Source organism: Bacillus sp. FSL W8-0920 (assembly GCF_038593215.1).
In the GTDB taxonomy this organism is placed as follows: domain Bacteria; phylum Bacillota; class Bacilli; order Bacillales; family Bacillaceae; genus Bacillus; species Bacillus pumilus.
This window is the reverse complement of record NZ_CP151974.1, coordinates 1,685,124-1,707,569: the sequence shown is the minus strand read 5'-3', so window position 1 is coordinate 1,707,569 and position 22,446 is coordinate 1,685,124. Positions and strand designations below refer to the sequence as shown.

Annotated in this window: 24 protein-coding genes; 7 read left to right on the top strand and 17 right to left on the bottom strand. The window is 40.6% G+C overall.

Annotation, left to right across the window (positions count from 1 at the left end):
- Positions 1-16: 16 nt before the first annotated feature.
- The 7 genes from nrdE to NSS78_RS08405 form a co-directional block, all read right to left on the bottom strand.
- Positions 17-2,119: a class 1b ribonucleoside-diphosphate reductase subunit alpha gene (nrdE, locus tag NSS78_RS08435; RefSeq protein ID WP_003212060.1), complete on the bottom strand. Its 2,103-nt coding sequence runs from the start codon at positions 2,117-2,119 to the stop codon at positions 17-19.
- Complete coding sequence (nrdI, locus tag NSS78_RS08430; RefSeq protein WP_008360380.1) at positions 2,079-2,471, bottom strand: class Ib ribonucleoside-diphosphate reductase assembly flavoprotein NrdI; 393 nt, start codon at positions 2,469-2,471, stop codon at positions 2,079-2,081. Before nrdI ends, nrdE begins: the two co-directional genes overlap by 41 nt.
- Before the next feature lie 265 nt (positions 2,472-2,736).
- Positions 2,737-2,949: a hypothetical protein gene (locus tag NSS78_RS08425; RefSeq protein ID WP_003212415.1), complete on the bottom strand. Its 213-nt coding sequence runs from the start codon at positions 2,947-2,949 to the stop codon at positions 2,737-2,739.
- 79 nt (positions 2,950-3,028) lie between these two features.
- On the bottom strand, positions 3,029-3,358 hold the full coding sequence (locus NSS78_RS08420; protein ID WP_309216751.1) for a YmzC family protein: 330 nt from the start codon (positions 3,356-3,358) through the stop codon (positions 3,029-3,031).
- A gap of 161 nt (positions 3,359-3,519) precedes the next feature.
- Positions 3,520-3,741, bottom strand: a complete 222-nt coding sequence (hfq, locus tag NSS78_RS08415) for an RNA chaperone Hfq (RefSeq protein WP_003211269.1) — start codon at positions 3,739-3,741, stop codon at positions 3,520-3,522.
- Positions 3,742-3,766: 25 nt separating this feature from the next.
- The gene (miaA, locus tag NSS78_RS08410) at positions 3,767-4,723 is read right to left on the bottom strand and encodes a tRNA (adenosine(37)-N6)-dimethylallyltransferase MiaA (RefSeq protein WP_050944947.1); all 957 of its coding nucleotides are present in this window, start codon (positions 4,721-4,723) and stop codon (positions 3,767-3,769) included.
- A 69-nt stretch (positions 4,724-4,792) separates the two neighbouring features.
- Positions 4,793-5,194: a YmaF family protein gene (locus tag NSS78_RS08405; protein ID WP_268458605.1), complete on the bottom strand. Its 402-nt coding sequence runs from the start codon at positions 5,192-5,194 to the stop codon at positions 4,793-4,795.
- Between the two features lie 104 nt (positions 5,195-5,298).
- Here NSS78_RS08405 and NSS78_RS08400 point away from each other — a divergent pair, with 104 nt between their 5' ends.
- From NSS78_RS08400 to NSS78_RS08385, 4 genes are all read left to right on the top strand, one after another.
- Positions 5,299-5,565, top strand: coding sequence for a hypothetical protein (locus tag NSS78_RS08400; protein ID WP_050944950.1), 267 nt, complete (start codon positions 5,299-5,301; stop codon positions 5,563-5,565).
- A 112-nt stretch (positions 5,566-5,677) separates the two neighbouring features.
- Entirely contained in the window at positions 5,678-6,220 is a 543-nt protein-coding gene (locus tag NSS78_RS08395; protein ID WP_050944952.1) for a TetR/AcrR family transcriptional regulator, read from the top strand.
- A 2-nt stretch (positions 6,221-6,222) separates the two neighbouring features.
- Positions 6,223-6,540 carry a multidrug efflux SMR transporter gene (locus tag NSS78_RS08390; protein ID WP_003211368.1) on the top strand — a complete coding sequence of 106 codons (318 nt, stop codon included), beginning with the start codon at positions 6,223-6,225 and terminating at the stop codon, positions 6,538-6,540.
- 15 nt (positions 6,541-6,555) lie between these two features.
- The gene (locus tag NSS78_RS08385) at positions 6,556-6,924 is read left to right on the top strand and encodes a multidrug efflux SMR transporter (protein ID WP_034662159.1); all 369 of its coding nucleotides are present in this window, start codon (positions 6,556-6,558) and stop codon (positions 6,922-6,924) included.
- Positions 6,925-6,971: 47 nt separating this feature from the next.
- Here the strand turns inward: NSS78_RS08385 and NSS78_RS08380 are convergent, their stop codons facing one another.
- Both NSS78_RS08380 and NSS78_RS08375 read right to left on the bottom strand, forming a co-directional pair.
- Entirely contained in the window at positions 6,972-7,421 is a 450-nt protein-coding gene (locus tag NSS78_RS08380) for an OsmC family protein (protein WP_050944954.1), read from the bottom strand.
- Positions 7,422-7,498: 77 nt separating this feature from the next.
- Complete coding sequence (locus NSS78_RS08375) at positions 7,499-8,233, bottom strand: poly-gamma-glutamate hydrolase family protein (protein ID WP_003211920.1); 735 nt, start codon at positions 8,231-8,233, stop codon at positions 7,499-7,501.
- Between the two features lie 585 nt (positions 8,234-8,818).
- Between NSS78_RS08375 and NSS78_RS08370 the strand changes: the two genes are divergently transcribed.
- Positions 8,819-10,144 carry a S8 family peptidase gene (locus NSS78_RS08370; protein WP_327840709.1) on the top strand — a complete coding sequence of 442 codons (1,326 nt, stop codon included), beginning with the start codon at positions 8,819-8,821 and terminating at the stop codon, positions 10,142-10,144.
- A gap of 91 nt (positions 10,145-10,235) precedes the next feature.
- Here NSS78_RS08370 and NSS78_RS08365 read toward each other — a convergent pair whose 3' ends face one another.
- From NSS78_RS08365 to NSS78_RS08355, 3 genes are all read right to left on the bottom strand, one after another.
- On the bottom strand, positions 10,236-11,384 hold the full coding sequence (locus NSS78_RS08365; protein WP_003211287.1) for a Rap family tetratricopeptide repeat protein: 1,149 nt from the start codon (positions 11,382-11,384) through the stop codon (positions 10,236-10,238).
- A gap of 165 nt (positions 11,385-11,549) precedes the next feature.
- Positions 11,550-12,299, bottom strand: coding sequence for a poly-gamma-glutamate hydrolase family protein (locus tag NSS78_RS08360; RefSeq protein ID WP_050944957.1), 750 nt, complete (start codon positions 12,297-12,299; stop codon positions 11,550-11,552).
- A 310-nt stretch (positions 12,300-12,609) separates the two neighbouring features.
- A complete protein-coding gene (locus tag NSS78_RS08355; RefSeq protein ID WP_327840707.1) occupies positions 12,610-13,086 on the bottom strand; it encodes a CarD family transcriptional regulator in 477 nt (158 codons plus the stop codon).
- 567 nt (positions 13,087-13,653) lie between these two features.
- Between NSS78_RS08355 and NSS78_RS08350 the strand changes: the two genes are divergently transcribed.
- A complete protein-coding gene (locus NSS78_RS08350; RefSeq protein ID WP_327840705.1) occupies positions 13,654-14,052 on the top strand; it encodes a hypothetical protein in 399 nt (132 codons plus the stop codon).
- 125 nt (positions 14,053-14,177) lie between these two features.
- Complete coding sequence (gene bslA, locus NSS78_RS08345) at positions 14,178-14,714, top strand: biofilm surface layer hydrophobin BslA (protein WP_050944961.1); 537 nt, start codon at positions 14,178-14,180, stop codon at positions 14,712-14,714.
- 208 nt (positions 14,715-14,922) lie between these two features.
- Here the strand turns inward: bslA and mutL are convergent, their stop codons facing one another.
- From mutL to miaB, 5 genes are all read right to left on the bottom strand, one after another.
- Positions 14,923-16,824 carry a DNA mismatch repair endonuclease MutL gene (gene mutL, locus NSS78_RS08340; RefSeq protein ID WP_327840703.1) on the bottom strand — a complete coding sequence of 634 codons (1,902 nt, stop codon included), beginning with the start codon at positions 16,822-16,824 and terminating at the stop codon, positions 14,923-14,925.
- 20 nt (positions 16,825-16,844) lie between these two features.
- Positions 16,845-19,421, bottom strand: a complete 2,577-nt coding sequence (gene mutS / locus NSS78_RS08335) for a DNA mismatch repair protein MutS (RefSeq protein ID WP_327840701.1) — start codon at positions 19,419-19,421, stop codon at positions 16,845-16,847.
- Positions 19,422-19,545: 124 nt separating this feature from the next.
- Positions 19,546-20,091 carry an outer spore coat protein CotE gene (gene cotE / locus NSS78_RS08330; RefSeq protein ID WP_003212450.1) on the bottom strand — a complete coding sequence of 182 codons (546 nt, stop codon included), beginning with the start codon at positions 20,089-20,091 and terminating at the stop codon, positions 19,546-19,548.
- Positions 20,092-20,356: 265 nt separating this feature from the next.
- The gene (locus tag NSS78_RS08325; protein ID WP_003211238.1) at positions 20,357-20,791 is read right to left on the bottom strand and encodes a RicAFT regulatory complex protein RicA family protein; all 435 of its coding nucleotides are present in this window, start codon (positions 20,789-20,791) and stop codon (positions 20,357-20,359) included.
- 1 nt (position 20,792) lies between these two features.
- Positions 20,793-22,319, bottom strand: coding sequence for a tRNA (N6-isopentenyl adenosine(37)-C2)-methylthiotransferase MiaB (miaB, locus tag NSS78_RS08320; protein WP_012010025.1), 1,527 nt, complete (start codon positions 22,317-22,319; stop codon positions 20,793-20,795).
- Positions 22,320-22,446 lie beyond the last annotated feature (127 nt).

The window sequence follows — 22,446 nt, the reverse complement described above, 5'->3', positions numbered from 1 at the left end:
TTAAACTCTCCTTTAATCAAACAACACAAGAAAGACAGCCTTCCTGCCCTGTATCCTTCGTTCTTGCATAATAAAGTGTCTTAATGCCTTTATGGTGTGCATACAGATCGATGCGGTTTAGGTCACGCGTTGTCATCGTATCTTTCAGGAATAGTGTAAAGCTGATTCCTTGATCGACGTGCTGCTGAATCGTTGCGATCATATCGACCACTTTAAACATATCCATATCGTACGCTTCTTTATAGAAGAACCAGTTTTGCGCTGAAAGACCTGGCATTGGGTAATACGTTTTGCTGTTGCCGTATGTTCTTTCTTCGATACGTTCCATAATTGGCATAACAGAGGCTGTTGCCGATTGCACATAAGAAATGGAACCTGTTGGTGCAATACATAAGCGGTAGCTATGGTACATGCCATTTTCCGCTACAAAGTCTTTGAGTGCTGCCCAGTCTTCTTTTGTTGGAATGTGCATGCCTTCAAATAATGCTGCTGCTTTTTCTGTTTTTGGTGTGAAATCATTCTCCACGTATTTATTGAAGTACTCGCCCGTTGCGTAGCCAGAGCCTTCATAACGATGGAATGTTTCTCCTTTTTCTTTTGCAAGCTCACTTGAACGTTTAATTGAATAGTAGTTCACCATCATAAAGAACGTATTCGCGAAATCTCTTGCTTCTTCACTTTCATAGGCCATTTGGTTTTGAGCCAAATACCCGTGAAGGTTCATCGCACCAAGTCCGATTGATTTCATCGCTTTGTTCGCTTTTCGAACAGCCGGTGCATTGCGAATATCTGTTGTTTCAGATACAAGCGTGAGTGAGTCTGTTGCTAGTTTGACCGTTTTTTCGATCGATTTGTTTTTCATGACATTCATGATATTTAATGAACCAAGGTTACAAGAAATATCAAGACCAATTTCATCTTCTTGATCATAGTCCGCGTAAGAAGAGACCTCTGAAGCTTGAAGCACTTCTGAGCAAAGGTTTGAGAATTTCACTCGTGAAATATGGTTTAATGCATGCTCTCTATTCACATTATCTTGGAACATGATATATGGATAGCCAGATTCTGAGCGAAGAACAGCCAATTTTTCAAGAAGCTTTCTCGGATTGACTTTTTCTTTTTTGATTTTCGGGTTTTCTACAAGCTCATCATACATTTCTTCCATGTCCATCTCATCAAGATGCTGTCCATATTCTTTATAGACTGTGTGCGGATAGAAGGTGTAAGCTGTTTTATCTTCTCTGGCAAGCTCAATAAATTTATCCGGGATGACGACACCGATGGACAATGTTTTCACACGCACATCTTCATCTGCAGAGATTTTTTTTGTATCTAAGAAATCATTAATATCTCTGTGGAAAATATTAAGGTAGGCACTACCTGATCCTTGTCTTTGTCCCATTTGATCTGCATATCTGAATGCATTATCAAGAAGCTTCATCACGCCGACGACACCTTTTGTCGCGTTTTCAACATCTTTAATTGCTTCGCCTTTTGCACGAAGCTTTGACAAGTTCAAGCTGACGCCGCCGCCTAATTTTGAAAGCTGCATTGAAATATCAATCGCTCTTGAAATATCGTTTAATGAGTCATTCACTTCAAGCAAGAAGCAGCTCACAAGCTCACCGCGTCTTTTACGTCCAGCGTTTAAGAATGTTGGTGTACTTGGCTGGTATTCCTGATTGATCATCAGTTCTACAAACTCAAGGGCTTTTTCTTTATCTCCGCCCGCAAAGAAAAGCGCTACAACTGAAATGCGGTCTTCATAGCGTTCAAGGATTTTCTTTTTATCATTTGTTTTCAGTGCATAGTCGTTGTAAAACTTAAACGCACTCATGAATGATGGGAATCTAAATTTCTTCGCATATGCAGCTTCGAATACCTCTTTAATATCTGCCATGCTGTATTGTCTTAAAAATTCTTCCTCATAGTAGTCGTTTTCTATTAAGTAATCAATCTTCTCTTCTAAGTTGTGAAAGAAGACTGTGTTTTGATTAATATAATCTACGAAATAACTATGTACAGCTTCTTTGTCCTTATCGAACTGAAACTTTCCTTCTTTTTGAATCATAATCTCGTTATTTAATTGTATCCACTTTGGAACCTGATTTTGTGACAATTCTTTCTACCTCCTGTGTAAACAATTCAACATCCCTTTTTGTTCCGCTTAGTTCAAAGGTGTGCAAAATAGGAACTTGATATTGTTTAGAAATCGTATCGGCGCTTTTGGCAAAATTATCTCCCCATACTTTGTTTCCACTCACCGCTACACCTAGTAAAAGGTGAGCATTTTTCTCTAAAAAGGATTGAGTAGTACTAGGGACTTGTCCAAATCCTGTCGTAAAGGTGACGAGAATAAACGGCGTATCCAAAAACTCTTCTCCAGTCAATTTTCGTTTGTCTGTAAAAGGGGTCTTGTCCAAAAAGCGTTGAACATTTCCTGTTTTTGAATCAAATACGATTTGAATCAATTCCATCACGACCTAGTTTTTAGTATTGTTGATCATTTCGTTATTCACTATATATAGTATACTATGTTTTTTCAAAACACAACATATAGATGTTCGAAACGAAAAAAATCAACCAACCCGGCCGAACATTCATAGCCGAACTCGTACGTTCAAATAAATAGAGCAGAACAGGATCTAAAAATAGACTGCTCTACTCTCTATTCAACTGAAACCGAAATCTATCATAACACGAAAAAAAATCGCTTAGTAGACTAGACTTTTTGTTTTATTTTTTGTAGGCATCGCACTGTAAATCTTCTGACACTTCTGTAATTTCCACTTCAACACCTAATTCTTTTAGCACCGCTTCAAGCGCAGAGACGATTGAAGCTTCTCTGACTAATTCTTTCCCATTTACAGAAACGCTTGTTCCATATTCAAAACAGGAGTCGTCTTCACAAGTTTGTTCCCAATGATTAATTTTAATTTTGTGTGTCATGAACTCATCCTTTTCTGTCTAGATGTCTGATGCATGATTATAGTGTAGCGACTTCACATTCATTTGTAAATTTACGTGCTTACTCTTCTACAGAATCGTCATCATCATCATCTTCGTCCCACTCATCTATGTATTTTGTTTTAATAAGGGTCAGTTCTCCCTCTTTTTCATCAAACCGGTACACATGTACTTCATCATCTTTCACAACAGCAAAGTGATTATTTTTTAGTGCAACAGCTGATTGTAATAGGCCATCTATATGTCCATGATCATCTTGATTAGAATAGTTATGCCAGCTTTCCTGTCTTGATTCAATGTTTGAAATGGCGCATGATCCAAATAAGACAACAATCCCAATCAATAGTAGGATCACTCTAATCCTTCTTAATTCAAGCTCTGCATTTTCCATATCGCTTCCCTCACCTTTCTTCATATCCAATAAGGGATTATACGCAAAATAGACAGAAAGGTTTCACGGCATGCAAAATAGCCCCTCTGCACTGACAAAAAACGTAGCGGGTTCCGGCCGGTTTATTCGCAGATGCATGGGGCTATTAGGTCGAACATATCCTATTCTAATTCTAGATTTACATTCTTTTGAGGTGCAAATGTAGAAATGGCGTGTTTATAAATAAGCTGCTGCTTCCCTTCTGTTTCAAGCAGCACCGTGAAATTGTCAAAGCCTTTCACTTGACCGCGAAGCTGAAAGCCATTCAGTAAGAATACTGTAACAAATGTATTGTCTTTACGAATTTGATTCAAAAATTGGTCCTGAATATTAATCGGTTTCATGTTTCGTCCTCCTTGATTCTGATAACTACAGTTTCGCTTTAAGTCCAAGCTTTCCTGCTATATATGCGAAAATTTCCTCTTTTTTGTCTGAAAAGTGGCAAGGCGGTGTCATGTCGAACCAAGTGACATCCATTTTATTACGGAACCACGTGAACTGACGCTTCGCATATCTACGGGAATTTTGCTTTAATTGCTGGATAGCTTCATCAAGTGAGCAGTCACCTTGAAAATACGTATACAGCTCTTTATAACCAATCGCTTGAACCGATTGACAATCCTTCAAGCCAGATTGATAAAGTGCGCTCACTTCCTCAATTAAGCCTTCATCTATCATCATATCAATTCTTTGGTGAATGCGCTCGTACAAAAGCTCTCGATCCATTTTCAGCCCAATGAAGGCTGTATCATAAAGAGGAACTTCTTGATGACCATTTTGCATCTCCGACATTTTCTGACCTGTTGTATGGATCACTTCCAGCGCCCGGATCACGCGGCGGACATTATTCGGATGAATGGCTTTTGCAGCATCAGGGTCTACTGCCTTTAGCTTTTCGTGTAGCTGAAGGGAGCCATGCTGCTGTTCAAACAGCGCCATTTCTTCTCTAAAAGCAGGGTCACTTTTCTCATCGGTAAATGTGTAATCATATAAAACAGATTGGATATACAAACCTGTTCCGCCGACGATCATGGGTGTTTTCCCTCTAGCGGCAATCTCTTTGATTTTCATACGGACTAGTTGCTGAAATTCAGCTGTAGAAAAGGATTCATCTGGCTCTTTAATATCAATTAAGTGGTGCGGGACACCATCCATTTCTTCAGGGGTGATTTTAGCTGTTCCAATGTCCATTCCTTTATAAATCTGCATAGAATCACCACTGATAATTTCTCCATTAAATGCTTTGGCTATATGTATGCTCAGTTTTGTTTTGCCGACAGCCGTCGGTCCTACTAATACAATCACTGGTTGTTTCGTTTTTTTCATAACATCACTCTCTTTTACAAACTGCCTACAGTATAGCATAACTTCTCTTTCTCTCCTATATAGGGCCTATCACCAGCCGAGTGGTTCATTTCCGACCACTTCATATGTTTTTCCTTTAAAACGATGGGTATGCGTTGCCCTCTCTTGATCTGGACTATAGACGACACCTCCGTATCGGATGGGGACAGGATCTGTATAAGCAGAATACGTGACCTCCTGGATTTCGTGATAATGTGTGCCATCGGCTCTTGGGATAGCAGGTCCTGTGATGCCATAGTATCTGTGAAAATGGCCTCTTTCAAAAGAGGTGACCCCGCGATAGTAATGCGTATGCTTGTCAGTACTGCTTCCATTTACAGGCTGAGAGATCCCTTCAATTAAATGATAATGCTCTTCTGTTATATCCGTTCGTGCTTTATAGGCATGAGCATGCGGCGGACAATTTGCCCAATCAGATGGATACAGGCCCATTTTTGACATTCCTCCTTATATTAGGCGGTCACCCAAACACATGTAGGCCATTTGAATACACTGATGTCAGTTACAGTGATTTTATGTGAGAGGAGCCTTTTTTTATGAATTATTTTGAATCACCACCGTTTATTCAAGAAGACATGAGAAGACCTTTTGGATTTGGACGCCCTGGGTTTGGTTTTGGAGGCCCAGGATTTGGTTTTGGAAGACCTGGATTTGGTTTTGGGAGACCTGGATTTTTTGGAGCTCCATTTTTAGGTGGTTTTACCGGAGGACTACTTGCTGGGTCCCTGCTTGCACCAGGCTATGGCTATGGGTACCCTTATCCGCCTCCGTACCCGCCATATGGACCATACCCTTATTATTAAATATGACTTTTAAGTGAAAACAACCTTTCATAAAATGAATCGATTGACACACTAGTTTTTCATGGGTTAACATTTACTTTACCGACCGTTCAGTAAAGTAGGTGTTTTTTTTATGTCTAAAACCAAAAAAGAGCAAATTTTTGAGGCAGCTGCTCGTACGATTTTAAAAGAAGGATTAAGTCAGCTTACCCTTCAGCATGTAGCAGAGCATGCACATATGACCAAGGCCGGCCTGCTTTATCATTTTTCAAGCAAGGAAGAGCTCATCCAAAAAATGAATGAGCACGCGATTGTCTGCTTTCGTCAGCAGCTTGAGTCGTATCAGGAAACATACAAAAACGAAAAGGCTCCTTATGTACGTGCATATATTTTGGCGACATTAAATGATCTTGATATGCAAAACACGACCCAGTTATGTACAAGTATGCTGGCCACCATGTCATTTGATGAAGCGTTATTGAACCCTTGGCGTGATTTTTATGCAGAGTTCAAAGCGAAAGCAGCTGAGGAAATCAATGACCCTGCATTGAGCCAGCTGATCCGCCTTTCATGTGATGGAATATGGTTTTCAGAAATGTTTCAGCTTGAACCGCTGAACCGAGAGGAAAAAACCCTTTTACTTCATCGGATTTTACACCTATTAGAGGAGGGATAATCATGATCCTCGGATATCTTTTTCTAGCTGTGGCCATTTTTTCAGAAGCCATTGGCGCCGTGATGTTAAAATTCTCAAATGGCTTTACTCGCTTTAAGCCTAGCGCTGTCGTTGTTGCTGGGTATACACTTGCCTTTTATATGCTGTCATTGACACTGAACATCATTCCGCTTAGCATGTCTTACGCAACATGGTCTGGGGTTGGTACAGTCCTCACGGCTATTTTTGGCGTGCTTTTTTTCAAAGAAACCTTGAACCAAAGAGCAATCATTGGGATGGCGATGCTTGTCTCAGGGGTCGTACTTTTAAATATGTCATAAAGGATGTGAGAGATCATGAAAGGAATGCTCTATTTAACAGGGGCTATTTTGACAGAGGTTTTTGGCAGTACGATGCTGAAGCTTTCACAAGGTTTTTCGCAACTGCTGCCGAGCATTGGGGTCCTGATCGGATTTGGGTGTGCCTTTACCTTCCTCAGTCTGGCACTTAAAACGATTGACCTTTCGTCTGCTTATGCAACATGGTCTGGCGTTGGAACAGCACTCACTGCTCTTATCGGACTCGTGCTGTTTAACGAAACCATTCACATAAAAGGCTTCATCGGTCTTGCACTAGTGATATGCGGCGTGATTGTCTTGAACCTGTCAAAAAAACAAAAGGAAGAAAACAAAGAACAAATCGATCAAACCGAATGGACGTCATAAAAAAAGTCATTTTCTCCATTTCATTAAGAGAAAATGACTTTTTGTTTTTACCCGCCGACTTGAATGGTTTCTTCTAAGGAAATGTCCACATTTCCTTGAACAGCTCTTGAGATCATACATGAGCTTTCGGCTTTGTGCGCGAGCTTGCGGGCCAGCTCAATATCTTGCGGAGAAGCAGAGGCTTTGAGGATGATGACAGGCCGGTGAATGATTTTTTCATATGTAAACACACCATTTGTCACATCTACGACAGCCTCAGAACTCATTGTGAGATCCTCTTTTTCTAATTGGCTCCGCTCCATCATAGCGGCAAGTGTAATAATATAACACGTAGCCGCTGCACCTAAGAGCATCTCATCTGGATTTGTTCCGATGCCGGGACCGTCCATTTCTTTTGGAATTGAAATCTTCGTTTTTAACTGTTCGCATGAGATTGTACCCACATCGTTACGCAGGCCAGGCCAGCTCGCCTGAAGATGAAAATGATGACGCGCCATATTCGTCTCTCCTTTTGTTATCACTTTTTATAGTGTAACAAGAATTCACGCTGCTTGTCTTAACATGTGCACCATCTTTATGTATATTCCTCATCCAGCACTGTCCGAATCGCCCTGACATACCGGTAGAACGTCTCGTTTTTTGTACTCGACCGCCGCCGAAAGTCAAAACTGTCAAATAAAGCTTCACGCTGACTTCTACTAATCTCTAGCTGTACACTTTGCCCTGTTTTAGTAAGATTATTAATATTATGATTGCTTGTTCCGCTCAGGGTTGCGTGTGCGACAGCCAGTTCAGCAGAAAATCCGTTCCGCTCTAATGAGTTCACTATTTTTTCTGCACGGTCGTAATCTGTTCCGCCAACGAGCGTATGGTCAATGCCTTCCTCACCTTTGTATCCATGCACTGCTAAGATATAATCGTGTGCTTTTGCCTGCGCGACGCCGACTGGCTCATCAAAGTTTGTACTTGTCACATGAAGTTCTGATGCATTCTCTCTTAAACCTTCAAACAAATACGTAGAGAAATCATTATCGAAAAAATGGACGATCTCACTCACGCCGCCTTCAATTCTCCCGCCATGGGGTGACATCACAAGAAGACGGCTTCCAGGCACTGGGTTGGCTGTAATTTGATAGCTGCTTGTTGATTCGTTTTCTTCCAGTTCTTTAAAATTGCGATAAATATCATTTGAACCGCTTTCGTCTTCCCCACCTGATGACAATGGCTCATCATGTTCCTGTGCTTGCATTGTATAATAAACGCCCCATCCGATCGCAAGCAGGAGAAGCAAAGCAAAAAACTTCTTCATTCCCGTTCTCCTTTAACAGATTTCTAAGCCGTTTCTATGATTTATATTGAATCATCATTTCTTTTCATTTTTTCCACTTTTTCTCTTCAAATTTGATCATAACACTCTAGATCATGAGATTCCTCAAAAATAAGATAATTGCATTTATATACACAGAAACGCCTCTCGTCTTTGAAAACAGAGTTAGAATAGTATGACAGACAAACGAAGTTATGTTTAAAATGACCTAGTTCTATCCAGTCTGTTTTCTTTAATTCGGCTTGTTTTTATATGGATTTGATTTTTTTCCTCTGTGACAAGTCACATTTGTATGAGCATTGACCCTGTCTAACCCCTCCTTTTTTTCTGCAAAATCGTTTGTTTCACCGGTTCTCTAAGAAGAACTCTCCCACCTATCATCGGCTGATTCTACATGTTTTCCACCTTTTTCTATTATTTTACAAAATGTAAGCGCTTTTCTTTTTCATCAGAAATGAGTAAGCCGCCAATATGAAGAAAAGAAGGGACAAGAATCCGAACAAAGCAGCTCTCATTCTCATAACGTAAGAGTGTACAAGAATGGATAGCTAGAATGGAGGGCATCACATGTTTGGATTTTCTATGGTGCAAATGGTCAGGACACATGCTAGTAAACTAGATCAGCCTTTAAGAGAGACCGTCCTTCACCTTTATAAACCTTTTAAATGGACGCCATGCTTTCTTCATCGTTTCTTTGAAGGAAGATTAAAGAAGAGAAAGAAGCTTCGTGTAATTATTGAATTTAAGGAAGACGCGGTCGAAGCAGGGATTCAAAGCACAAAACAGCTCATGAAAAAAAGTAGAAAAACAAATATCAAACGGCACTTTTCACATATCGACTGCTGCGCTGCAGACATAACACCGGCCGCTTTAGAGGAGCTGTTAGCAAATGGTGAGCATATTCGTAAAATTTATTTAGACCGGAAAGTTCATGCACTTCTGGATGTGGCCACACAAGCCAGTCACGCGGATGAAGTCTTCCGCAACGGTACAGCCTTAACAGGGGAAGGCATTACGGTCGCTGTCATTGATACAGGAATTTATCCGCATAAAGATTTAGAAGGAAGGATTCGCGATTTTGTGGACTTAGTCAAGCAAAAAACAAAGCCTTATGATGATAACGGGCATGGTACTCACTGCGCTGGAGATGTAGCTGGAGACGGAGCGGCCTCAGATGGCTTGTACAAAGGACCTGCTCCAAAAGCTCATTTAATTGGCGTAAAAGTGTTAAATAAACAAGGGGCTGGATCGCTTTCTACTATTATAGAAGGGGTTGAATGGTGCATCCAGTTCAATGAAGATCACCCTGATGATCCGATTCATATTATGAGTATGTCACTAGGCGGAGATGCTCAGCGTTATGATGACGAACAGGACGATCCGATGGTGCGTGCTGTCAATGCTGCTTGGGATCAAGGCATTGTAGTATGCGTCGCAGCCGGAAACTCTGGTCCTAACAGTCAAACGATTGCGAGCCCTGCCGTCAGTCAAAAAGTGATTACGGTTGGCGCTTTTGATGACCGGAATACACCAGAATCAAACGATGATATCGTGGCACCATTTTCAAGCAGAGGTCCTACTGTTTATGGTGAGACAAAGCCTGATATCCTTGCACCAGGAGTAAACATCGTCTCTCTCAGATCACCAAGATCCTTTCTAGATAAACTCGACAAATCAAGCAGAGTCGATGATGATTACACGACGTTATCTGGCACATCTATGGCAACACCGATTTGCGCTGGTATTTGTGCTCTTCTATTAGAGCATTCACCAGATTTAACGCCCGATGAGGTCAAAACCCTGTTAAAAGAAAATACAAGCAAGTGGTCTAGGGATGACCCGATGATTTACGGGGCAGGTGCCATTGACGCAGAAAAAGCCATCAAAGAATAAATAAAAAAGCCCTTTACGTTGATTCGTAAAGGGTGTTGTTTTTGTCTGTTATTACGTGTGAAGTCTTTCATCTACTTGATCAGCTGACATGTTATGCTTCGTTCTCATACATCTCATCTCCTTTTTGAATGTGCGTACGCGCTTCGATCACAATCTCAAAAAAAGTGGAGGATTCCTTGTACATGTCGCGTTCCTTATAATAATTAGCCGCATCAAGTGCTAATTCCTCTAAATCAGCAAACATTTTTTTGCTTCGCAGTCCAAATAGTGCCGATCTTAATTGCTCACAGCTGTCTTTTTCTATATAAAGCGCCTGTAAAAATTGAAATTTCAACTGATAAATTTCATCTTCCAATAAACAAGCCTCGTTCATTCCTTTACGTATAGCCTCACCCGCCCGCTCGATATCTCCGAGTTTAAACCATGTAAGAGCAAGTGAAAATAATGATTTGATCATCGTGGATGCTTGATCTTTTTGATAAAGGGAAATGGCTTGTTCAAAAAAGACTGTCGCTGTATGGTACGTTCCCATACTATAATGACAAGCTCCTAAGTTATTAAGAGCCATCGCTTTAAAATAAGATGTGCACTCTTTCCGCTCCATCGCTTCACAAACCTTTAACGCTTTTTCTAAGTAAGGAAGCGCTTTTTGGTGCTGACTCACATCAATACAATTACCTGCCATGACAAAATCACATTGAATGCTTCTTTTTCCATAAAGCTGATGTTTCTTATAAATGTCTCTCGCCTTTTTAGCATAATGCATGGAGAAATAAGTTTGTTTCATATGATAGTATACTTCAGCGATTTTATAGTAAAATTCCGCTTTTTCAATCTCATCTGTCACTAAGATCAGTTGATGTTCCGCATGCTTGTAATAGGAAATGGCCTCGATGTATCGGCGCTGGATAAACGCATACATTCCATGAAAAAAATGAAAGTAATAGCCAAGTAAGCCTGTCATCTCATCTTCTCCATCTTCCATTTCTTTCGGAAAAGACACGGCTTGAAGTGTTTCACTCCCTGCATGGACTGGCGTTAAATGCTGAAGCATCAGTTGATGGCGAAAATCCATTAGAGAATAATATAGAAGCAAATCTTGATCCTCTTCCATCTCATGAATTTCTTCTTCAACAAGGCGCTTCATATCGTTTGCTTGTTCGACTTCAAATTTGCAAATATGCGTGTACCATTGATTGATCTTTACACCTACTTCGGAAGATGGTATTTTATGTGCCATCCACTTCAGCCCCATTCTATCATATCAAACTGATAACTATTATTTTACATAATTTATGTTTTTAAGGCAAATTGTAATTTATTGCATGATTTATGTTCATTTCGCATATTTCTATCTTTTTTACCAAGTTTAAATGGAGTACTTTTACCCATCAAAACGATTTTACTACGAAGTTGGGTCAAATTCTCTTAATACTTCTTTTAAAGCACGGATATAACGTCTGAATGCTTTTTTCTTTCCTTTTCTCGTATCAAAATGGTCGAAAAAAGATTCTCTCTGCGCCGTACTAATTTCTAGCTGAACGCTTTCACCACTTGCATTTCGATTATTAATATTTTTAGGATCTGTTCCTGAAAGCCGTTCGCCTTCTTGCACCATTTCTGCAGAAAATCCTCGATCTTTTAACTCTCGTACAACTGCTCTTTTCATTTTTTCGTTTGTCCCGCCAACTAGCGTGTGCTTTTTATCACTTTTATAGCCGTGGATGGAAATGGAGAAGGGATACGTTTTAATCATTTGGACCAATATCGGTTCATCAAACTTGGTGCTTGTAATATGCAAATCACGATTGTTGTCTTGTTTCGTTCCTTCAAACAAATACGTCGAGTATCTTTGTTGAAATGCTTCTACAATTTCACTTGTTCCTGGTTCAATTTCCCCTCCATGAGGAGAAAAGACGAGTAAATCACTTCCGCCCTTTTCGTGAAATTCTATTTCATACCCTTTTCTTTCATGCCGAATAAGCTGTTTAAAACTGTCGTATCGATCCCCTTTTTTTCGCTCTTTTTGATACTTTTCTACCTCTTCTTGATGTTTCTTTTGCTCTTTTTTTTCTTGAACAGAATGGCTGCATTTCACCATTAAAAGAGCACATAGGATCAGAAAGATGAATCCACATATCAGTAGCCTTTTCATTTCACCGCTCCTTTTCATTCTCTTAGGTGTCATCTTATCGCATTATTTTACTATCAATGGCTAACAGAATTCAAAGGTTGTCCGGCTCATTTAAATGAATCAGGAGAACTTTCCTGTTTTTTTATGCCGCTCTAGGTATTTCTGACTTCTTTGAATCATTCGCTGCTTGAATAAAAAACTGCATCGTATGACCTTATTTTAGCTTTAGTTAAAATCACCTACAAAAATGGACATGTTTTTCTGATTTCAAACAAAAAAGCCGCAAACAAAAGGGATGCCCTTCTGTTTACAGCCAATTATTGTATATCCATCATAAAATTCTTAGTTCATTCTCTAAAGCTGAAAGGACTTCATCTTGTGAAAGCCCTTGTGCAAGAGAAATTTCACTCACTAACATGCCTCTAGCATCTTCAAGCATCTTCTTTTCACTTGAATTTAATGCTTTCTTCTGATTTCGTCTCATCAGATCTTTGACAACGTCTGCACCGTCTTCGATCGCACCTGTTTTTAGTTTTTTCATATTTTCATCATATCTTTGCTTCCAAGTAAGCGTGTCGTCGTTTGTTTCTTCTGCAAAATTGTTCATCACAACTTTCAGCGTTGCTTGATCTGCTACCTGACGAATACCTAGTTGATTGATTCTGCCTCTTGGGATCATCATCTGCATATTCGGCATTTGAATCAGAAAATATTCCTCCGTCTTACCTAAAATCTCTTTTTCTTCCATTCCTTCAATCACACCGGCACCATGCATAGGATAAACAATTTTATCACCTATTTGAAACAAATCCGCCACCTCCGAAAGTATTCACAATTTGATTATAACACATTTCATGGTTGGATAAAAATTTATATTTTATCATGTTATTTTAGCACTAGTCAATTCTTTTCATTTGAATTTTGAGAAAAAGCCTTTTTTTAGAGAAGATGCGCCACCATCCAGTCCCCTTGTCTTATTCGTGCATATACTAGCATTGAGTCACATTTAGGAGGGATGACAATGTGCAAATGCAAGTGCAAACATTCCCACTCAAACTGTTATAAAAAGCATGACGATCATTGCCATGAGGACCCATGTAAAGAAAAAAAGTTTCATCATAAAAAAGATGATTGGTTTGAGAGCGATTTCTGGGATACTTCTAGAAGCTACGATCCCTATTATTACCCTAAAAGTGTCTGCAGCAGTTGTAAGAAGCGTCGTAGAAGAAGACATGGCTTCTCATATTAGCACCTGACGCTTTCAACTGCTTTTTGTTTTCCCGGCTGAAAAGCCGGTTTTTTTCATATGGATAGGCTCATGAAACGGATCATGCTCATAGGATATGGCAACCTGACATAAAGGATGAGATATCAAATGAACAATATGAATAGCCAAATGAATTATCATCACGAAGGAAATCCGTACCATACGTTTGAGAATGTGTATACAGCCAATCATGAGCATGTGGTCGCGCCAAACATGCATGATCATATGAATATGCCAAACCATTATCATACCGGTAAAAAGGATAAGTACAGCGGACATTATCCGCATCATCATTCAGCCTATCCGCCTTTTCCAAATCAGCATGACCCCTTTTCGCATGTTCCAATGAAGGATCACCATCATCATGGCCACTATGGTGGATCTGGAATGATGCCATATCATCCATACGGATATCAAGATATGCATATGATGATGCCGAATCAGCAAATGCCAGGCTTTGGTTACGGAATGAACCAACCAAATGCGCATTTTCCCCGTTATTACTAAACAAAATGACAAAATAAGGGTATAATATACCATTTAATACCATGTAGGGATATGGTAACATTATAGGTAAATAATGGGTGTAATCATCTATTATTTACCTATATTCAACAAGGGGGAAGGAAGAAATGAAAAAAACATGGACGATGATCATGATGGGGATGCTCACATTGGTTATGGCGCTGTCAGTGCCGCTTTCTGCATCTGCTGAAGGAGCCAAAACAGAGGAAAGCAAAGCATCAACCAATGCAAAACCAGCTGCCCTTTACGCAAAAATTACAGGTACAAGTAAGCAGGAATGGTCTTTTTCTGACATTGAACTAACGTACAGCCCAAATTCTATTCTAAGTCTTGGTGCGGTTGAGTTCACACTGCCAAAGGGTTTCCAAGCAACAACTAAAGACATTATGAACGGTAAAGCATTAAAAGACAGCTACATTTTGAACAACGGACAAACCGTCCGTATTCCGCTTAGATTGGATTTACTTGGAATTTCCAAATATACATTAAAGCTTTCACATAAAGTACTCCCTGCCGCAGGTACATATACGTTCCGCGCAGAAAATCGAGCAATTAGCATCGGTTCCACATTTTATGCAGAAGATACGATTGATATTAATACACGACCAGTTGTGGTCACACCGCCAGATCCGTGTGGATGCTAAATAAAAAAGCGCTCTAATAAGAGCGCTTCAGTGTGTAGACAAACCCTCGCATTCGGTTTCAGGTCTGCGCTCCGGTGCTCACGAATGTCAAATTCGCTCCGCTCCGGTACTCGTCCTTCCTAGGGCTGCAAAGGTTTTCTATCACGCTGTAAAGAAGACAAAGGGCTAAAATGATTTTTATTTTAGCCCTTTGTCTTCTTTTATTTGATCACATGACCCGTTTAAACATTTTCTCCATTTCATATGTCGAGTGATGAATGATGATCGGCCGGCCGTGCGGACAAGTGAAAGGGTCCTTTGTCTGCCTGAGTTCATCTAATAGGGCTTTGATTTCATCATTTCGCAAATGACGATTTGCTTTGATAGAGCCTTTGCAGCTCATCATGATTGCCGCTTCTTCTCTTAATTTTTTGATATCTACACGTTTCTCATCCAGCACTTGCTCAATAATCTCTTCGATCAGTTCAGCCTCTTCTCCTTTTGGAAACCACTGCGGATGCGACCGTACAATGTAGCTTCCTGAACCAAAAGGCTCTAAGAAGACACCCACTTTCGTTAGTATCTCTTTATGCTCTTCAATAATCAGCATATCGTTTTTCGAGTAATGGAATGTTAATGGGACGAGCATTTCTTGTACTTCCTGTTTGATCTCTCCTACTTTCTCACGATAATACTCATACTTGATTCGCTCCTGAGCCGCATGCTGATCAATAATATAAAGCCCACGTTCATTTTGAGCCAAAATATATGTGCCGTGCATTTGTCCGATGGGATACATCACAGGGACGCGTTCGTTTTCTGAAATGGCTTCTGCAGCATCTTCTCTTAGTTCTGACTCTTCATATTCTAGTGAAGCGGCGGATTCCTCTAACTGAACTCGCTCAGATGAGGCTTCTTCATAAAATACTGGTGATGATGGTTCCGTCTTCTCTTGATTAGGCATTCCGTATGCTTCGGTATGGCTTGTCTCATATAAGACCGATTCGAGCGGCTCCGGCTGATAGGATAGCGGCGTTTCCACCTCGCTTGTGTTTCCTTTTTTCGCATCAAAGGTTAAGGATTGCTGCTCATTTTTGATCGCTGGCATTGGTGCTTTCTTTGGCACCGAAGCACTTGGAATGAGCTGCTGCTTTTGAAATACGTCCTTAATTCCTTGCTTAATTAACTCATGAAGTTCCTGCTCTTTACTAAGTCTCACTTCAAGCTTCGAAGGATGAACGTTCACATCCACTAAAATGGGGTCCATCTTCATCTCTATAAATGTAATCGGGTGGCGGCCAATCGGTAGCAGCGTGTGATACCCTTCATGGACCGCTTTCACGAGCGGAAAATGCTTAACATATCTGCCGTTTACAACAGAAGACATATAATTCCGTGATGCCCTTGTCACTTCTGGCAAGGAGATATATCCTTTCACTTCAAAATCAAGTGATTGCACGTGAAGCGGCACCATTTTTTTCGCAACAGCTGTCCCGTAAATGGCCGCAAGCACATGCCGCACATCCCCGTTTCCATTCGTCTGAAGCAGGACTTTTCCTTGATGACGCAAGCGAATCGATACTTCTGGGTGAGCCAGCGCAATTCGATTGACGACATCTGATATATTGCCAAGCTCCGTATGAACGGTTTTCATGTATTTTAGGCGGGCCGGTGTATTGTAAAATAAGTTGGTAACGACGATCTCGGTACCGCGGCGACTAGAGGTTTTTTTCTCTGAAATGATCTTTCCGCCTTGCAGCACCAGGTGCGTTCCAGCTCCTTCACCAGTACTTGTTTTCATTTCTAGATGAGAGACAGATGCGATACTTGGCAGCGCCTCTCCCCTGAAACCGAGCGTTCTGACACGGAACAGGTCATTTTCATCTTTGATTTTACTCGTTGCATGGCGCTGAAAGGCGAGCTTACAATCTTCAGCATCGATTCCAACACCATTATCAATCATTCTAATAGAAGAAAGACCTGCTTCTTCTACATCGATTTCAATCACTGTACTACTTGCATCGATTGCATTTTCCATAAGCTCTTTTACGACAGAAGCTGGACGCTCGACTACTTCACCTGCAGCAATTTTATTGGATAGGTCATCGGATAACTGAATAATCTTTGCCATTTTGCTCACCTCACCTTACATTATAATTTCTTTTGCAATTCATATAGCTTAGTCATCGCTTCGAGCGGAGTCATATCCATTAGATTGAATGACTTTAATTCCTCGATCACCGCTTGATCTTTCTGTTTTAGAACTGGTTTGGTTTGCGGTTTTTCTTCTACTTCAAAGAAAGAAAGCTGCTGCTTTTCCTCTGCCTTTTCTGTTTTTGGAGCTGCAGATACGTGCGGGGTCACTTCATGTGATCCGCTCTCAAGCTCCGTCAAAATGGTCTGGGCCCTATCGATGATCGCATCAGGCAATTCAGCAAGCTGCGCTACATGAATACCATAGCTTTTATCAGCTGCACCCTCTTTGATTTGATGTAAGAAAACGACCGTGCCCTCATGCTCTTCAGCACGTACATGGACATTTTTCAGCTCGCTTAATTGAGATTCAAGAACTGTCAGTTCGTGATAATGTGTGGAAAAAAGCGTTTTGGCACCAATATGATCGTGAACAAATTCAATGATCGCCTGCGCAAGAGCCATTCCATCATAGGTGCTTGTCCCGCGTCCAATTTCATCAAATAAAATCAAGCTGTTTTTCGTTGCATGCACCATCGCATTTTTTGCTTCGAGCATCTCTACCATAAAAGTACTCTGACCAGAAATCAAATCATCTGCCGCCCCAATGCGTGTAAAGATTTGGTCAAAGATCGGAAGAGTCGCCTTCGATGCCGGCACAAAGCAGCCAATTTGCGCAAGAATGGAGATAAGCGCCATTTGTCTCATATACGTACTTTTCCCTGACATATTTGGTCCAGTAATGAGTAAGGTTTGCCGGCCATTTCCCATATGGCAGTCATTCGGTACATACTCCTGGTGATCCATCACTTTTTCAACGACTGGGTGACGACCATCTATGACATATACCTCATCCTCTGAGAATTCTGGACGGATATAACGGCGTTTTTCACTGACAGTCGCAAAGCATTGAAGCGCATCCAGCTCACTCATTTGTTTTGCAAGCAGCTGTAATCTAGGAATATAACCTTTCACTTGCTCCCTGAGAGCTGTAAATAGTTCATATTCCAATTCGTTGATATTTGATTCTGCTTCAAGTATCAGTGCTTCTTTTTCTTTTAATTCAGGTGTGATATACCGCTCTGCATTGGCAAGCGTTTGTTTTCTTTCATAACGGCCTTCCTCCAGCAGATGTGTATTTGCGCGTGTCACTTCGATATAATAACCAAACACTTTATTAAACCCGACTTTTAAGGAGCGAATGCCGGTATATTCTCTTTCCTGCTGTTCAAGACGTGCAATCCAGTCCTTTCCGTTTCGGCTGGCATCACGGTATTCATCTAATTTTGCATTGTAGCCATCTTTAATCAAATTGCCTTCTTTTATCGTCATCGGCGGATTTTCATAAAGTGCATCTTCTAATAAATTAAGCAAGTCACCACAAGGATCAATCGCATTCGCTCTTGATTTTGCCATTTCCTCTGGCAGTGAGTGCACAAGCTCTTTAATGGCTGGTACTTGTTTTAAGGATTCCTTTAACTGAATGAGATCACGGGCATTTACGTTGCCAAATGCGACGCGGCCCGCTAAACGTTCGAGATCATATACTTGCTTTAACCGTTCACGCAGATCCTCTCGTTCAAAGAGATGGTCCATGAGAATTTGCACCATTTCCTGGCGTTCTTTAATGTGCGAAAGACGAATTAACGGCCGGTCGATCCATTGCTTGAGCAGCCTTCCACCCATCGCTGTTTTTGTTTCATCTAACAGCCATAACAAAGAGCCCTTCTTGCTTTTTGAGCGGATCGTCTCTGTTAATTCAAGATTTCGTTTTGAGTAAAGATCAATTTTCATTGTTTGTTCGAGCTCAAACACTTGAACTGGCTGAAGGTGATCGAGGCTTCTTTTTTGCGTTCTTCTTAAATAAGCATATAATGTCAAAAAGGCCGATCTTAGTTGCTCACTCAGGCGAGACACGAGCCGCTCAGCTTCATCGATCAATTCATCACTATCTTCGTATGAAATGGTCGCTTGGCACCGATCCTTTAAGGTCTTGACTGTTTCCTCATCCAGCTGCTTTGACACCACAATTTCTTTTGCACCGACAGAATAAATTTCAGACACGACTTCATCTAATCGATCAATGAAAGCCGCCATGTTTTCACCAGTAGATAAATCGGAAAGTGCAAGTCCATATCCATTTTCAAACTTTGTCACAGAGGCAATGAAGTTGTTTTCATTTTCACTTAAGCCTTTACCATCCATCACCGTACCTGGTGTAATGAGTTGAACGACTTCTCTTTTGACTACACCTTTTGCCGTTTTAGGATCTTCCACCTGCTCACAAATCGCGACCTTGTAGCCTTTTGAAATCAATTGTTCTATGTATGCAGAAGCAGAATGATAAGGAACACCGCACATTGGTATGGTCCCGCCATCTCTGCTTGTTAGCGTGATTTCTAATTCTTGTGACGCTTCTTTTGCGTCATCAAAAAACATTTCATAAAAATCGCCTAAGCGAAAAAATAAAAAGGCATCTTGATACTCTGCCTTGATTTTTAAATATTGCTGTATCATGGGCGTATAACTTGCCATATTTCTAATCCCTCACTATATTACATTCGAATTCATACCATCTTTCATTATAGCATAAAAAATCACCTTTTTTCTCCTAGATAGGACACAAAAAAACTAGGGGGATATGCGCCCTAGTCATCAATTACTCTTCTGGATCACCCGCTAGGAATTCTGGATGAATATCCTCTAACTCCTCATCCACCTCTTCTTCCCACTCATGATCATCTTTTTCTTTCCAGCTTGAATTGACCTCTACAACAATTTTTGTTTCTCCTACCACTTCAGCAATGAATTCACGCTCTGCCTGAACGATAATTTTATTGCCGTTTGGAGAAATGGTCACTTCTAGACAATTCGGCTGCTGCAGTACTTTTGCAATCACTTCGTGCTCATCATCAAGGAAATTTTTATCTTTATATCTTAGTTTGATGATGTCTACATATTTCACCCGTTCTGTGACGACTTCTGTTTTTGTGTTATCAGCGTAAGAATACCATACGTTAATATCAAAGGTTCCTTCAATCTCAACAGTTTTACCGACCTTTTCAGCATCATACTTATGATTAATGATCCAACCACCTAGGATGCTGGTTGGTTTTTGCGATGGAGAAATGGTGTGTGTGCTTTGGGTGAATTTCCTCCCTTTTGCAACCACCGCTTTTGTAATAATTTCTCTGTATTCAGACATTCCGGCATGCCTCCTTGTTCTTGATCGTTTTATCTTATGCTGGGCATTCGTCTAGTGTGTCACGATTTTGAACTTCATGTTCAATTAAATTCATTTCTGTTTCAGTGTATGCATGGTCGCCCATAAACTTGCCTTGAAAATTGGAAAAGTTGGAGAGTGAGAGATTTTGGGGTGACGAAACAAGAAGTAGAATGGGAAGTGTGATTTTTGTTCTTTCAAAAAATGATGATAGCAAAACAAAAAACCCCGCATTTGCGGGGTTTTCTCATTTAATGGAGCAACTTGGTGATGAGTTTTTCACTTTTGAACCGGTTTCTCCTAATAAGAGGTCACCGCCGGTTGAAAGAATGATTTCATCTGTTACTTGATTAGAAATCGTATGCGCTACGAGCTGAAGCAGGGAATTGACTTCCACTTGTGATTCTTTGAATTCTTGAATCACTGGGATTTCATCCAGTTCTTCTTGCAGGGCATCGATTTTTTCTTCCACTTGCTTTAAGGCTTCATGTTTGCCGTAATGCTTTAAATTTACAGCTTGTTTTTGAAGCGCCTTAATTTGGTTAATAATCGTTGAAATTTTTGTATTTTCATTGATTTGCGCTTCTGCTTTCTTGAAGAAATCAACTTCTTCTGTTTCAGAAATCATTTTAGCGAGCTCTCTTGCGCGCTCGACAATCTCTTTTTTTGAATAAAGCGTCATTTTAATTCACCTCGATAGCTTCTCCAACCATTTCTCCGTCAAGAGACCAAGTTTTGGCTTGTGTGATTTTCACTTTGACGATGTTGCCAATCGCTTCTTTTGGTGCTTTAAAATTCACAAGCTTGCTTTTACTTGTATATCCGGCTAGGATTTCAGGATTGTTTTTACTTTCACCCTCTACTAATACTTCGACAGTCTGCCCTTCATATTCCTTCATTTTTTTCGCAGAAATTTCATTCACGAGGGCATTCAGGCGCTGCAGACGTTCTTTTTTCACATGCATTGGCACGTTGTCTTGCATTTTCGCTGCTGGTGTTCCTTCTCTTGGAGAGTAAATGAACGTATAAGCAGCGTCAAACTCAACCTCGCGATAGAGGGAAAGTGTTTCTTCAAACTGCTCATCTGTCTCATTTGGGAACCCAACAATAATATCCGTTGTTAATGAAGCATTTGGCATCGCTTCTTTGATTTTGCGCACAAGATCAAGGTAACGCTCACGGTCATATTTTCTCGCCATAAGCTTCAAGACAGAAGAACTGCCGGATTGAACTGGCAAATGAATATGATCGAGAAGGTTCCCACCCTTAGCAAGCACTTCAATTAAGTGATCGTCAAAGTCACGCGGGTGGCTTGTTGTAAAACGGATACGCGGAATATCGATTTTACGCAGCTCATCCATCAAGTGTCCAAGACCATATTCCATGTCTTCAAAATCTTTTCCATACGCATTCACGTTTTGACCAAGAAGGGTAATTTCCTTATATCCTTCTGCCGCTAAACGTCTGACCTCTTGAATAATTTCGTCAGGGCGGCGGCTTCTTTCTTTACCGCGTGTGTAAGGGACGATACAGTATGTACAGAATTTATCACAACCGTACATAATATTCACCCAGCCCTTAATTTTTCCTTGGCGGGCTCTCGGAAGGTTTTCAATGACATCGCCTTCTTTTGACCAAACCTCGATGACCATTTCTTTTGAAAGATAGCATTCAGATAACAGCTCTGGCAGGCGGTGAATGTTGTGTGTACCGAAAATCAAATCAACAAATGGATGTTTCTTCAAAATACGGTTGACGACAGATTCCTCTTGAGACATACATCCGCAGACACCTAAAATTAAATCTGGCTTTTCACGCTTTAATGCTTTTAAATGACCAAGCTCTCCGAACACTTTATTTTCCGCATTCTCACGAATTGCACAAGTGTTTAATAAGATGACATTTGCATCCTCCGTTGAGTTTGTCGGTTCATAACCAAGCGCCATAAAAATACCAGCCATCACTTCTGTGTCATGCTCATTCATTTGACAGCCATATGTGCGAATATAAAACTTGCGCCCGTTTCCTAACCCTTGAAAACGCTCGTCAATTTGAAATTGATTGTATTCGACTTCTTCTTTACCCCGTTTTTTTGCATCTTTTAAGGAAGGCGGAATGTACACAGCTTCAAAATACTGGCTATAGTCCTTCTCGGATTTTTTGTCCGATGAACTTACTTGTCCGCTCGCTTTTCTCTGCTCTTCATTCATGAATTTGTACTCCTTTCAAACCAAGCTCCACCCTACAGTATAGACTATTTTGTGATGAATTGAAAATAAATTCATATACAGTTTTTCTATAAAAAATGGCTATTCAGCAAGAAGGTCACAGCCAATC

What these genes read in the sequence shown, in the direction of transcription:
- NSS78_RS08425 (WP_003212415.1), bottom strand. Translation starts at nt 2,949, where the DNA reads ATGACACACAAAATTAAAATTAATCATTGGGAACAAACTTGTGAAGAC.
- NSS78_RS08420 (WP_309216751.1), bottom strand. Translation starts at nt 3,358, where the DNA reads ATGGAAAATGCAGAGCTTGAATTAAGAAGGATTAGAGTGATCCTACTA.
- hfq (WP_003211269.1), bottom strand. Translation starts at nt 3,741, where the DNA reads ATGAAACCGATTAATATTCAGGACCAATTTTTGAATCAAATTCGTAAA.
- miaA (WP_050944947.1), bottom strand. Translation starts at nt 4,723, where the DNA reads ATGAAAAAAACGAAACAACCAGTGATTGTATTAGTAGGACCGACGGCT.
- NSS78_RS08405 (WP_268458605.1), bottom strand. Translation starts at nt 5,194, where the DNA reads ATGGGCCTGTATCCATCTGATTGGGCAAATTGTCCGCCGCATGCTCAT.
- NSS78_RS08400 (WP_050944950.1), top strand. Translation starts at nt 5,299, where the DNA reads ATGAATTATTTTGAATCACCACCGTTTATTCAAGAAGACATGAGAAGA.
- NSS78_RS08395 (WP_050944952.1), top strand. Translation starts at nt 5,678, where the DNA reads ATGTCTAAAACCAAAAAAGAGCAAATTTTTGAGGCAGCTGCTCGTACG.
- NSS78_RS08390 (WP_003211368.1), top strand. Translation starts at nt 6,223, where the DNA reads ATGATCCTCGGATATCTTTTTCTAGCTGTGGCCATTTTTTCAGAAGCC.
- NSS78_RS08385 (WP_034662159.1), top strand. Translation starts at nt 6,556, where the DNA reads ATGAAAGGAATGCTCTATTTAACAGGGGCTATTTTGACAGAGGTTTTT.
- NSS78_RS08380 (WP_050944954.1), bottom strand. Translation starts at nt 7,421, where the DNA reads ATGGCGCGTCATCATTTTCATCTTCAGGCGAGCTGGCCTGGCCTGCGT.
- NSS78_RS08375 (WP_003211920.1), bottom strand. Translation starts at nt 8,233, where the DNA reads ATGAAGAAGTTTTTTGCTTTGCTTCTCCTGCTTGCGATCGGATGGGGC.
- NSS78_RS08370 (WP_327840709.1), top strand. Translation starts at nt 8,819, where the DNA reads ATGTTTGGATTTTCTATGGTGCAAATGGTCAGGACACATGCTAGTAAA.
- NSS78_RS08365 (WP_003211287.1), bottom strand. Translation starts at nt 11,384, where the DNA reads ATGGCACATAAAATACCATCTTCCGAAGTAGGTGTAAAGATCAATCAA.
- NSS78_RS08360 (WP_050944957.1), bottom strand. Translation starts at nt 12,299, where the DNA reads ATGAAAAGGCTACTGATATGTGGATTCATCTTTCTGATCCTATGTGCT.
- NSS78_RS08350 (WP_327840705.1), top strand. Translation starts at nt 13,654, where the DNA reads ATGAACAATATGAATAGCCAAATGAATTATCATCACGAAGGAAATCCG.
- bslA (WP_050944961.1), top strand. Translation starts at nt 14,178, where the DNA reads ATGAAAAAAACATGGACGATGATCATGATGGGGATGCTCACATTGGTT.
- mutL (WP_327840703.1), bottom strand. Translation starts at nt 16,824, where the DNA reads ATGGCAAAGATTATTCAGTTATCCGATGACCTATCCAATAAAATTGCT.
- mutS (WP_327840701.1), bottom strand. Translation starts at nt 19,421, where the DNA reads ATGGCAAGTTATACGCCCATGATACAGCAATATTTAAAAATCAAGGCA.
- cotE (WP_003212450.1), bottom strand. Translation starts at nt 20,091, where the DNA reads ATGTCTGAATACAGAGAAATTATTACAAAAGCGGTGGTTGCAAAAGGG.
- NSS78_RS08325 (WP_003211238.1), bottom strand. Translation starts at nt 20,791, where the DNA reads ATGACGCTTTATTCAAAAAAAGAGATTGTCGAGCGCGCAAGAGAGCTC.
- miaB (WP_012010025.1), bottom strand. Translation starts at nt 22,319, where the DNA reads ATGAATGAAGAGCAGAGAAAAGCGAGCGGACAAGTAAGTTCATCGGAC.